The 12,558-nt window shown below is 41.0% G+C and carries 12 protein-coding genes; 10 read left to right on the top strand and 2 right to left on the bottom strand.

Going from position 1 to position 12,558, the window contains the following annotated elements; genetic code table 11:
• Positions 1–28: 28 nt before the first annotated feature.
• From HWE15_RS15255 to HWE15_RS15295, 9 genes are all read left to right on the top strand, one after another.
• Positions 29–748 carry a T9SS type A sorting domain-containing protein gene (locus HWE15_RS15255; RefSeq protein ID WP_290508408.1) on the top strand — a complete coding sequence of 240 codons (720 nt, stop codon included), beginning with the start codon at positions 29–31 and terminating at the stop codon, positions 746–748.
• Between the two features lie 67 nt (positions 749–815).
• Positions 816–1,718, top strand: coding sequence for an outer membrane protein assembly factor BamD (locus tag HWE15_RS15260; RefSeq protein ID WP_290508409.1), 903 nt, complete (start codon positions 816–818; stop codon positions 1,716–1,718).
• Between the two features lie 10 nt (positions 1,719–1,728).
• Entirely contained in the window at positions 1,729–2,040 is a 312-nt protein-coding gene (locus tag HWE15_RS15265; RefSeq protein WP_290508410.1) for a DNA-directed RNA polymerase subunit omega, read from the top strand.
• Positions 2,040–3,254, top strand: coding sequence for a bifunctional phosphopantothenoylcysteine decarboxylase/phosphopantothenate--cysteine ligase CoaBC (gene coaBC / locus HWE15_RS15270; RefSeq protein WP_290508411.1), 1,215 nt, complete (start codon positions 2,040–2,042; stop codon positions 3,252–3,254). Before HWE15_RS15265 ends, coaBC begins: the two co-directional genes overlap by 1 nt.
• Before the next feature lie 21 nt (positions 3,255–3,275).
• Complete coding sequence (locus HWE15_RS15275; RefSeq protein WP_290508412.1) at positions 3,276–4,181, top strand: DUF4835 family protein; 906 nt, start codon at positions 3,276–3,278, stop codon at positions 4,179–4,181.
• 35 nt (positions 4,182–4,216) lie between these two features.
• Complete coding sequence (gene recN / locus HWE15_RS15280; RefSeq protein WP_290508413.1) at positions 4,217–5,869, top strand: DNA repair protein RecN; 1,653 nt, start codon at positions 4,217–4,219, stop codon at positions 5,867–5,869.
• Between the two features lie 62 nt (positions 5,870–5,931).
• On the top strand, positions 5,932–6,747 hold the full coding sequence (locus tag HWE15_RS15285; RefSeq protein ID WP_290508414.1) for an SDR family oxidoreductase: 816 nt from the start codon (positions 5,932–5,934) through the stop codon (positions 6,745–6,747).
• 134 nt (positions 6,748–6,881) lie between these two features.
• Entirely contained in the window at positions 6,882–8,465 is a 1,584-nt protein-coding gene (locus HWE15_RS15290; protein WP_290508415.1) for an amidohydrolase family protein, read from the top strand.
• A 17-nt stretch (positions 8,466–8,482) separates the two neighbouring features.
• Complete coding sequence (locus HWE15_RS15295; RefSeq protein WP_290508416.1) at positions 8,483–9,283, top strand: alpha/beta hydrolase; 801 nt, start codon at positions 8,483–8,485, stop codon at positions 9,281–9,283.
• 26 nt (positions 9,284–9,309) lie between these two features.
• On the opposite strand, the gene HWE15_RS15300 is transcribed toward HWE15_RS15295, so the two are convergent.
• Both HWE15_RS15300 and HWE15_RS15305 read right to left on the bottom strand, forming a co-directional pair.
• On the bottom strand, positions 9,310–10,194 hold the full coding sequence (locus tag HWE15_RS15300; RefSeq protein ID WP_290508417.1) for a glycoside hydrolase family 16 protein: 885 nt from the start codon (positions 10,192–10,194) through the stop codon (positions 9,310–9,312).
• A gap of 73 nt (positions 10,195–10,267) precedes the next feature.
• Positions 10,268–11,677, bottom strand: coding sequence for a hypothetical protein (locus HWE15_RS15305; RefSeq protein ID WP_290508418.1), 1,410 nt, complete (start codon positions 11,675–11,677; stop codon positions 10,268–10,270).
• 395 nt (positions 11,678–12,072) lie between these two features.
• Between HWE15_RS15305 and HWE15_RS15310 the strand changes: the two genes are divergently transcribed.
• A complete protein-coding gene (locus tag HWE15_RS15310) occupies positions 12,073–12,525 on the top strand; it encodes a MarR family transcriptional regulator (protein ID WP_290508419.1) in 453 nt (150 codons plus the stop codon).
• Positions 12,526–12,558: the final 33 nt, after the last annotated feature.

The raw sequence follows: 12,558 nt of genomic DNA on the forward strand, positions 1-12,558 counted from the left end.
ACTACAGGTATATCGACGAAACTTCTACATGAATAACTTTCTCAAATTTTTTACATGGACACTCCTAATGTTCCTGCCGTTGATGGTGGAAGCGCAGGATGTGCGTGTTTTGAGCGAGCGATTGGAGTTTGATGGTTCGATTGGAGCTTCTCAACGTAAGACAATTATCCTTCAGAATGAAGGGGATTCTCCCAAAACCTATTTTCTAAAAAATATCAATGGAAATATTGGTTCTTCCCAAGACATGAAAATTTGTTTTGGTGAAAACTGCTTCGATGCGAAGCGGGATTTGGCCAAAATCAAAATCAGTTTGGAGCCTGGAGAAATTGTTACTGATTTCTATTTGGAGTTCTCTTTAGGGATTACCGAAACTCGAGGGGGATTTGATTTGATTTTTGTAAATGAGAAAAATATCCGCGAATCGTTTGTAGTTGAAGCCCAATATCGAGTGGTAAATCCGGAGGAAAAGGCAGATGAGTCAGATTACGATGCGATTCGGATCAGTGATGTTTACCCTAATCCTAGCAATCGGATTGCACAGCTGGATTATGTATTGAAAAAGCCACAGGCGAATGCCAAAATTACGATCAATAGTTTTATAGGAAACCCAGTGGCTGAATATGAGCTCGGACCTGACCAAAATACCTTGGTGATCAATGTTTCCGATTTTCATCCAGGAGTATATTTTTACACACTTTTTGTCGACAATAAAAATATTGTGACAAAAAAACTCGTTGTGAAGAAGTAATCTCCCCATTCTCTATTCGTTTGAATACCAACAATTATCCCGTATATTTGCGGTCTTGAAAATGAGCATGCGTCGAATTTCCCTTATCATAATCACAGCAGTTTCCCTCTTTTATTCCTGCGGTCCTTTTGCCAAATTGGAAAAGAGTACCAATTGGGAAGAACTTTATGAAGGGGCTAATAAGTATTACCAAGATGGTGAATACAACAAGGCCATTATTCTCTATGATAAGGTGCTTCCGATTATTCGAGGAAGTGAAAAGGCAGAGTTAGCAGATTATAACTATGCTTACTGTCACTTTAAGACCAAGCGATATATCGAATCTGCGGGCTATTTCAATAATTTCTACCGAACGTATAACCGTAGTCCATTGGCAGAAGAAGCACTATTCATGCATGCCTATTCCCTTTATTTAGATTCTCCTGATTTCAATTTGGATCAGCAAAGTAGTCAAGAGGCTGTAGCAGCTATCCAACAATTTGTAACAAGATATCCGGGTTCCGATTCCTACGAACGAGCTTTGGAGATGTTGGAAGATCTAGAGGATCGTTTTGAGCGAAAAGCCTACGAAGAGTCTCAAATGTACTATCGATTAAAGGACGGACTTTTCCCAGGGGATTTTTACAGGGCTTGCATCGTGAACTTCCAAAACTTTGCGAAAGACTTCCCGGAAAGTGAATACAATGAAGAGCTTGCTTACAAACTTGTTGAAGTAAGTACTGGTTATGCGGTAAACAGTGCATTTTCTAAAAAAGAGGAACGTCTCAACGATGTATTTACCCATGTCTTGAACTTCTACAGAAGATATCCGGATAGTAAATTCACTGCTGAGGTGAAAAGCTATGAAACGGAAGCCCGTGAGGAACTTGACAAGCATTTAAAACTGAAGAAAGATATAGCAGAACGAGAAGAAGCTGAGAAAAACAAGATTCTAGATCCTGCTACCAATCAATCGAACGAAAACAAATAAAATAATTCATATGGCAGTTAATCCATCCATCATCACACGCGATTTGGACAAAGTTTCTGAATCAACTGGCAATATCTACGAGTCCATTCATATCGTAGGACAGCGAGCTAAGCAGATTTCAAACAATTTGAAAGAAGAGTTAAACAACAAACTTTCTGAATTTGCTTCTACTGTAGATAACTTGGAAGAGGTTTTCGAAAACAAAGAGCAGATCGAGATCTCAAAGTTTTATGAGCGTATGCCTAAGCCTTCTACCTTGGCAATGGAAGAGTTTTTGGAAGGAAAGGTTTACTACAGATATCCAGAAGAACAAGCAGAATAATGGGGCTTGCAGGAAAGCGGATTCTTTTAGGAATAACGGGCAGCATCGCTGCTTATAAATCTGCTTTTCTTACAAGACTTTTAATCAAAGAAGGAGCAGAGGTGCAAATCATAATGAGTACCTCTGCTCTTGATTTTATAAGCCCTTTGACCTTGGCAACACTTTCCAAGCGCCCGGTCCTCCATGAATTTCAAAAAGATGAAACCGGGGTTTGGAACAATCACGTGGAATTAGGATTGTGGGCTGATTTGATGATTTTTGCGCCCCTTTCAGCAAATACCTTGGCCAAGATGGCGAATGGCCAATGCGACAATCTTTTACTCGCTACTTACCTTTCTGCGCGCTGTCCGGTATGGTTTGCTCCAGCGATGGATTTGGATATGTACCAGCATCCCGCTGTCAGAAAAAATATTCAAACGCTTCAGTCTTTTGGGCATAAACTGTTAGATGCGGAAAGTGGGGAATTGGCCTCCGGACTTTCAGGTCAGGGGCGGATGATGGAGCCTGAGTCCATTATCGATGAGCTGAAGCAGTTTTTTGAGAAGGAGCAGGATTTCAAAGGTAAAAAAGTAGGTTTGACAATGGGCCCCACCCAGGAGGCCTTGGACCCCGTTCGATTTATCAGCAATCATTCCAGTGGTAAAATGGGCTATGCGCTTGCCGAAGCTCTTATCGAAAGAGGGGCTGAAGTTTGGGTAATTTCAGGTCCCGTATCTATTCCTGTAAACAAGGAGAAATTCCATTGGGAAGATGTTCATAGTGCCCAAGAAATGTTTCAGGCTGCTAAAGCGGTTCACACCCAATTAGATGTAATGATTTTTGCAGCTGCGGTAGCCGATTATGCTCCCGCGAGTGTAGCTTCGGAAAAGATCAAAAAGCAAGGAGAATTCCTCGAAATACAGTTGAAAAAGAATGTGGATATTGCTCAAGAACTTGGGAAATTGAAAAAGCCCAATCAACTGCATGTAGGCTTTGCCCTTGAAACTGTAAATGAGGAGGAAAATGCTCAGGAGAAACTGAGCCGAAAAAACTTTGACTTGATTGTTTTGAATTCGATGAAAGAAAAAGGAGCGGGATTTCGTTTAGATACTAATCGCGTGACAATTTTTTCTAAAGGCGGACAAAAGGTGGTTTCCGAAATTGCTCCGAAAAAAGAAATCGCGGGATTGATTTTAGATGAAATCAAAAGGGAATCAAGCTGGACTCTCGTCTGATTTTTTCCTTACTTGTAATCCATGAAGAAAACGGCAGCTATCCTTTTTATTTTCTTGAGCTTTAGTCTGCACTCCTTTTCCCAGGAGTTAAATTTTACCGTCATCATAAACAGTGAGCGGTCCAATCTCCAGAACACGGATATTTTTAATCAAATGAAAACTGCTTTTGAGCAGTTTTTGAATGGCCGGTCTTGGACATCAAATGAGTTTCGACCAGAAGAACGCATCAAGGGAAATTTGCTGATTACCATCAATGAGGCGACTACGGTAGGTTCGTTTTCGGCGACGGTTCAGGTCCAAACTGTTCGTCCTGTCTATGGAACCAATTATGAAACTCTTCTATTAAACTTTGCAGACCGAAATTGGAATTTTGAATTTATAGAATCTCAACCCATCGAATTCAATCGATTTACCTTTTTAAATAATATTTCTTCTCTGTTGGCATTCTACGCGAACATAGCAGTGGGTTTGGATTATGATAGTTTTGAAAGCCGGGGAGGGAATTCATTTTTTGCGGTTGCAAATGACATTGTCAATAATGCGCAGCAATCAGGAAGAGCAGGATGGGGACAAAGCAATTCGGATCGAAGGAACCGATTTTGGCTGATCAATGATATTTATTCCTCTTCCGTTTATTCCTCCATTCGGGATGCCTATTACCTTTATCACCGACAAGGCTTGGATATTCTTCAGATTGATCCAGATAAAGCCTATCAAAATATGCTGGAGGCAATACGCTTAGTGGCTGAAGCAAATAATGCCCAGCCAAACGGTATTTTCACCATTGCTTTCATGGATGCTAAAGGGGATGAGATAAGTCAAATTTTCAAAAATGCCCCTCTTGAGATTCGGACTGAGGTAGTCGAATTACTACTTGAAGTCGACCCCAATAATGCTAGAAAGTACAATGAGCTGCTGAAAAGCTAGATGGGATTTTTTAGCTTTGTGCAAAACCAAGATTCATGCTCAAAACCCTCAGTATTTCTAATTATGCTTTGATCGATGATCTGCATATGCAGCCTGGTTCCGGTTTGAATATGGTGACCGGTGAGACAGGTGCGGGGAAGTCAATCATGCTTGGAGCTGTTGGATTACTTCTTGGAAAACGAGCCGATACCAAAGTGCTTCTTCATGAGGATCGAAAATGCATCATTGAAGGCTGGTTTGAAATCGGAGAATATGGGTTGAAGGAATTTTTTGAGGAGCATGAATTGGATTATGAAGAACCCTGTATCATTCGTAGAGAAATCAGTCCTTCCGGAAAATCAAGGTCCTTTGTGAATGATTCACCAGTATTATTGGAGGTTTTAAAAGAGCTCGGGGCAAGGCTCATGGATGTGCATTCACAGCATGACACGCTTTTGCTTGGAGAGGGTTCCTATCAGTTAGGCTTAGTGGATGCATTTTCCGGATCATTTAAGGAATTGATTGATTACAAAGAGAAATATAAGGCCTTTCGAAAAGCAAAGGAGAACTTAGAAGAGCTTAAGAGAAAGGCCCTGGAACTTCAAAAAGAAGCTGATTTCAACCAATTTCAGTTAGAAGAGTTAAGTGCACTTTCTTTGGTGGAAGGGGAGCAAGATGAATTGGAGTCCAATCAAGAGATTCTGGAAAACGCAGAAGAAATCAAATCTAAAATCCATGAGATTGTCAGTCTTTTTCAGGATGATCAATTTGGTGTTTTGCAAGGCTTGGCACAAATCCAGCAACAACTCCAAAACCTTGAGCGATTGGCACATAAGTTTTCAGATGTCAAAGAGCGCTTTCAGTCAGCCTTGATTGAATTGAAAGATTTGGTTGAAACCTTGGAGGAAGAAGACTTGAAAGTGGAGGTGGATTTTGAAAAGCTTGAGGAAACTCGCGAACGATTAAGCAAGATTTACCAGCTTCAAAAGAAACATGGGGTACTTTCTGTAGAAGAACTTATAGCGATCGAGAAGAATTTGGCTGACCGTGTTTTCGAGTTTCAAAATTTAGATGAGTTACTGGAAAAAGCAGAAAAGGAATTTGGTCGAGATGAAGATTTGATGAAAAAAGCAGGGGAGGTATTAACAGCCAAGCGAAAATCCTGTTTTCCTTCCTTTGAAAAATCAATGGAGACCTTGCTGCATCGCTTGGGAATGGAAAATGCCCGGATCAAATTTGAGCATCAATCCATTCATCCGAGTTCGTCCGGTTTGGATCAAATCGAAATGCTTTTTTCTGCCAATAAAGGATCTCAGCTGCAGCCTTTGAAGAAAGTGGCTTCGGGAGGGGAATTCTCTCGCTTACTTTTTGCAATCAAATACTTGATGGCCGATAAAATGGCACTGCCTACACTTATTTTTGATGAAATTGATACAGGGATTTCAGGAGAGGTTGCTTTGCAGATGGTACGGATGATGAAAGATATAGCCCAAAATCATCAAATAATTTGTATTACCCATTTGCCTCAGGTAGCTGCCAAAGGAGATAAGCATTATTTTGTTTTTAAGGATAATTCAGCTGCTAAAACCGTATCCAAAATCAAACTTTTGGATGAGAATGAGCGGGTACAAGAATTGGCAAAAATGATTGCTGGGGCCCAACCTTCGGATTCTGCACTTGAAAGTGCCAAGGAGCTTCTTACTAATTGAGGGAAGAACTCCCGAATTTTCTCTATTTTTGAACAAAACTTTTGAAATCAACCCAATTTCATATGCCAGAAAACTTGCTAAAAGGGAAAGTCGGAATTATCACCGGTGCTTTAGATGAAAACTCAATCGCCTGGAAAACCGCTCTCAAGGTAAAAGAACAAGGCGGACGATTTGTCCTGACAAATGCCCCTATCGCTATGCGAATGGGAGCTATTAAAGAACTTGCCGAAGAATGCAATACCATCGTCATTCCTGCAGATGCCACAGTTGTTGAGGATGTTGAAAAACTTTATGCTGAAGCAAAAGAGTTTCTAGGAGGAAATTTTGATTTTCTTCTTCACTCAATCGGAATGTCACCGAATATTCGAAAAGGTCGTTCTTATGGTGAGCTCAATTATGATTGGGCCATGAAATCCTATGATGTCTCTGCTATTTCTTTCCATAAGATGATGCATGTAGCTGAGAAGATGGACATCATGAATGAGTGGGCTTCCATCGTTGGACTTTCTTACATTGCTGCCCAGCGAGTATATCCTTTCTATACTGATATGGCTGATGCCAAAGCACTTTTGGAAAGCATCGCAAGAGGGTATGGATATCGATTCGGAAAGCTGAAAAAAGTCCGTGTAAATACCATTTCCCAATCTCCGACGAAGACAACTGCTGGAACAGGTATTGGTGGATTTGACTCTTTCTTCAATTTTGCAGAAAAACTTTCACCACTTGGAAATGCCTCCGCAGAGTCTTGTGCGGATTACATTGTAACCATGTTCTCAGATATGACGCGAATGGTAACAATGCAAAACCTTTATCATGATGGTGGGTATTCCTTTACAGGGATTTCCGAAGAGATCATGGATCAATTCAAGGATTTATAAGTCGAAATCCTTCTCATTTAGAAGTCCGGTACAATTGCCGGACTTTTTTTGTGCCAGGCAATCTCTAAGTGATTTTTTCCTGTTGTTTTTTTCTTCTAACTTATTGTCTTATATCATCCACTAACCAAATCATTATGCGAAAATTACTTCTTGGCCTGATAGTCACGCTTGTTTCTATTCAGGCATTTTCTCAAATCATGCCAGCTCCTGATCGAGAAGAAGGAGATGGGCCTTATGACAGACTTATTCTTAGAGGAGTTGTTTTAATTGATGGTACGGGTGCACCGCCAGTTGGGCCTGTTGATATTGTGGTTGAAAAGAACCGGATCGCCCAAATTCAAGTAGTTGGATATCCAGGATTGCCGATCCGAGAAGGAAGAAGGCCAAAGGCTGATGAAAACACCAAAGAAATTGATTTGGAAGGGCATTACCTCTTACCTGGATTTATTGATATGCATGCGCATATTGGAGGCACAGGGCAAGGAACCCCAGCAGAATATGTATATAAATTATGGATGGCGCATGGAGTTACGACCATTCGGGATCCATCCGCCGGTAATGGATTGGATTGGGTGTTGAGTGAAAAGAAGAGGTCATTAGAAAATTCAATTACAGCGCCTCGAATATTGGCCTACACATCATTTGGTCAGGGGTCTGAAGAGCCTATTGTGAACGCGGAGCAGGCAAAGGCTTGGGTAAATCAAAATAAGGCAAAGGGCGCTGATGGAATTAAATTTTTTGGTGCTAACCCAGAAGTGATGCAAGCGGCAATTTCTGAAAATAAGCGGATTGGACTTCGTTCGGCTATGCATCACCAGCAATTGGACGTTGCCCGCTGGAATGTGCTTCATTCTGCGAGAGCTGGATTAACCTCTATGGAACACTGGTATGGGCTTCCTGAGGCTTTATTCCAGGATCGAACGATTCAGGACTTTAGATTGGATTACAATTATCAAAACGAGCAGCATCGCTTTGCTGAAGCAGGTAAACTTTGGAAGCAAGCTGCCCCACCTTACTCGGATCATTGGAATAAAGTTATGAATGAATTGTTGGAGTTAGATTTTACTCTGGATCCTACGTTTAACATTTATGAGGCTAATCGCGACTTGATGCGAGCCCGTAGAGCAGAATGGCATGAAACCTATACACTTCCATCCCTTTGGAGATTTTATGCCCCTAGCCGCCAATCCCACGGTTCATATTGGTTTGATTGGACCACAGAGGAAGAGCTTCAATGGAAAGAAAATTATCGCTTGTGGATGACTTTTGTGAATGAGTACAAAAACAGAGGTGGACGGGTGACAGCAGGTTCTGATTCAGGATTCATTTACCAGCTTTATGGTTTTGCTTATATCCGTGAGTTGGAATTGCTTCGGGAAGCAGGGTTTCATCCATTGGAAGTGATTCGCTCTGCGACTATGTACGGTGCGGAAGCATTGGGTATGGAAAAGGAAATTGGAACTGTCGAAGTAGGGAAATTGGCAGATTTTGTCATTTTGGAAGAAAACCCACTACAAAACTTGAAGGTTCTTTATGGCACGGGAGCTATTCGAGTAGATGAAGACAACCAACCCGTGAGAGTAGGTGGGGTAAAGTATACAGTGAAGGATGGAGTGATCTATGACGCCAAAAAACTTCTTCAAGATGTCAAAGAAATCGTAGATCAGCACAAAGCCAGAGAAAATGCCCGATTGACTCAGCCAGGATTAGATTGGTGATTTAAAGTTTAGAAGATATGCCGCAAGTAGAAGCCAATGGGGTTAAGCTTTTTTATGTTGAAAAAGGAGATGGAAAGGAAACTGTTCTTTTCTCTCATGGCCTTTTATGGAGTCATAAAATGTTTGCTTCCCAAATTGAGGAATTATCAAAAAAAAATCGTGTCATCGCCTATGATCACAGGGGCCAAGGTCAAAGTGAAGTCAAAGGCCCTTTTGATATGGATACAGTTGCTAATGATGCCGCAGGATTAATTGAAAATCTTAATCTTGGAAAAGTTCATTTTGTAGGACTATCAATGGGAGGTTTTGTTGGCATGCGGCTTGCCGCAAGGAGACCCGATTTGATCAAAAGCTTGGTACTGCTGGAGACTTCTGCCAATGCAGAACCTGTAGAGAACTTGCCCAAATACAAAACCCTCAATGGAATTGTGAAATGGTTTGGAATTATTCCGCCTGTAGCCAATAAAGTGATGCCGATCATGTTTGCTGAATCTTGGCTTTCTAATAAGGCTAATCGCGAGGAGATCAAGCATTGGAAAAAGGAGTTGATGTCGAATAAAAAATCGATCACAGGGCCAGTGGAGGGGGTGATTTATAGAAATAGTGTGGAGGATGAATTGGCTTCAATTTCGTGTCCCACCATGATTGTCGTAGGAGATGAGGATGTCGCTACGAAACCCGAAAAGGCTAAATTTATTCAAATGGGGATATCGGGCTCAGTTCTTCATCGCATCCCCGGTGCAGGTCATAGTAGCTGTATAGAAAAGCCTGAAGTTGTCAATCAGCTTCTCAGCGATTGGTTGGAGAATCACAAATAAAAAAAGCCCGGAAGGGCTTTTTTTATTTAATCAAATTGAAATACTCGGATGTAATCCACAATCATATGTTGTGGAAAGACGGTAGTATTATTTGGAGGGCCCGGCCAATTTCCACCTACCGCTACATTCATGATGAAGAAGAAGCTTCTTCTAAATTCATCCAATTGGGCAGGCGTGGTATCTATCTCATGGTATTTTTGATTATCGATATACCAAGTAATTCGACTTGAGGTCCACTCGATCGAAAAGACATGAAATTTGTCGGCAAGTGTTCCTGAAGGGATTTTGTAGGAGCCGCTAAATTCCGCATGCGATCCATCATTCTGCCAGTGAACGGTGCCATGAACGGTATTTTCCCGGCCTTGTCCACCAACCATCTCCATAATGTCAATTTCACCGCAGGCAGGCCAGCCTACCTCTGGGAAATTTGAGCCTAGCATCCAAAGTGCTGGCCACATCCCCTGACCTCGTGGCAATACGGCACGAATGTCTACTCGTCCATATCGGAATTGTTTTTTGTTTTGGGATACAATTCGGGAAGAGGTGTATTCACTTCCATTAAAGGACTCCTTTTTGGCGGTAATGATTAAGTGTCCACGTTCTACAGAGGTGTTTTGGGAACGATAATATTGCAGCTCATTATTCCCCCAGCCATTGTCGCCAGTTCCAATTTCATGGGACCAGTTGGCGATGTCCAAGCTGCTTCCCTCAAAATCATCTTCCCATACCAGAGTCATACCGGGATAAGAGGTGGGAGAAGTAGCACCATCTTCTGGGATGACCACCTGCGATACATTATTGTCAGGGTTAGAGCCTCCGGGATTATCTTTATCCTCAGAATCACAGGAGAAAAATAGTCCTGTGGAAAGGATTAGGAAAAAGATAGGATATACTCTGTTAGAAAATTTCATGGAGTTTTGGGTTAAGTTAAAAAAAGACACCCGGTACCTATAAAAAGCTACCGGGTGTTTTAATTAAAGATTATTACTCAGAAATAAGCTTGAATGTCCACCAAACTCCTGAACCTGCTTCAATGTGGAGTGTCATCTTTTTCACTCCATCTTGTTCGGTAAGGCTTACTACCTTGTATGTGATGCTTTCTGGAACATCAACATTTGGTAATTCACCTGCGTTTCCAACCTTAGGCAAGGCGATATGAGCTCCTATTCCACTTAAAGTAAGTGAAGAACCATCGAATGTATAGGTGTAATTTCCACTTCCGTCATGTGGAGCAACTGGAGTGCCGCAAGAAGGAGAACCACCTTGCCATTCTTCAAGCCATGTTTGATCCCCTAAGTTATAAGAGTAGGTTCCATCCTCTGCAAAAGTGTAGACATCATCAAAGAAGCATGCACGAGCATTTACATCATCTGCACTATTTGCAAACCATTCTGTACTTCCTTCAGAAGGCCCAACACCAAACGCTCCTGCGATTGGCTCCATTTTCCAGTTACCTTCGATAGAAGTGGTTTCATTTCCTCCAGATCCAATTTCACCAGAGATTAATTTGAAATCCCACCAAACACCTGAACCAGCCTCAATTCGAAGCGTCATTCTACGTGTATTTCCGTCTACGACAGGATCTACGATTGTGTAAGTGATTTGATCAGGAATAGCTGCTCCCTGAGAAACTTCGCCGGCATTGTTCACCTTAGGTAGTCCTACGTATGCTCCTTCTCCGATTACCGTCAAAGAAGTGCTTGTATAAGTATACTCGTAAGTTCCGCCACTGTATGGAGCAACAGGAGTTCCGCATCGGTCGGAATCAACTCCTTGCCATGTTTCCAGCCAAGTTGCATCACCAAGACCAATCACTAATGAACCGTCTTCCCCAAATGTGTATGTATCATCATAGAAACAAGAGCGGGCTGCCACGCCACCACCATCAATTGCAAACCACTCTCCATTACCTGGACTTGGTCCAACCGCAAGAGATCCAGCAACAGGTTCTACTAGCCAAGTACCGGTAATGTCAAAGGCTGGCTTCAAGGAAGCAACCGTAAAAGATACATTATCAGATTCAGAATTTCCATTGGTATCAGTAGCTTTAACATCCAGATTGTAATCTCCAGCCTCAAATCCACCAGCGATGGTAATAGTTACAGTTTGCTTATCACCAGTCAATGCTTCAGTTCCTGAAGCTATTGTTGATCCACTACTTGTGATCACATAATCCAAAGTTGATAGGGAACTGATCGCTCCATTGTCAACTCCATCGTCCAGCGACACATTAATTTTAAAATCTTGGCCTTCTGTCAAGCCACTTGTGATTGCTCCTAGTGTAATTTTAGGAGGAGTGTCCACAACTGGCACCTCTGAATATCCATTGTCACAGGCCCAGCTCAAAGCCAAAAGCGATAAAACCGCAATGATTTTGGGAAAATTGTTTTTCATAAGAATTAAAATTTTTTTCTAATGTCTTTAAACAGTTACAAAACAGCAAAATATCATATGCTACAACTATTCATCAGAGAAAAAGTTTACATACATCAAAAACTCATCAATAATTCAAAAAATGCCCTTACAGCTATTTTGAGCTTGTTTTTTTGATAAAAATTTTTTCACAGTACATGCTGTAGATTTTCTCATCTATGGCTAACTATCTTATGTGGATATTTGCTTATAAGTCTTTTTCAATTTCAAAATAATTTCAATTTACTCTTCCTTTTTAGCTGAATTTCTGATGTTGAAATTCATGGGAAAAAGAAAAATTCTCAATTATTTTTTTCTTGATATGAAACCTTTCCTTACATTTGTATGTATATACATTAAATTCATTTGTAATTAATATGGGGAAAATCGAAGAAGCGATCCGGCAAAGGGAATTTAAGGATCCGTACAACAAGGCGGTGGTTAATTTATTATTCACCCATAGTTACTTAGTAACCATCCAAAATTCACTCTTTAAGCCATACGATCTTTCTCCCGAACAATATAATGTGTTACGTATCCTTCGGGGACAAAATGGAAAGCCGATCACAGTTTCCTCAATCCAAGATCGAATGTTGAATAAAATGTCAAACGCTTCTCGCTTGGTAGAAAAATTAAAATCAAAAGGTTATCTCATCCGGGAGGAATGTCCAACTGATCGCAGACAAGTAGATGTCATTATTTCAGAAAAAGGACTTACGCTTCTAAATGAATTGGAAGTTAAAGTAGAGGAATCAAATCGAAACTTGATCCACCTCAATCAGCAAGAAGTAGAGCAATTGAATGATCTGTTGGATAAAATGCGGGGCTAAAAAAATTTAGGCATTTAAATGTATATACAAATA

Source organism: Algoriphagus sp. (assembly GCF_013373065.1).
Lineage (GTDB): Bacteria > Bacteroidota > Bacteroidia > Cytophagales > Cyclobacteriaceae > Algoriphagus.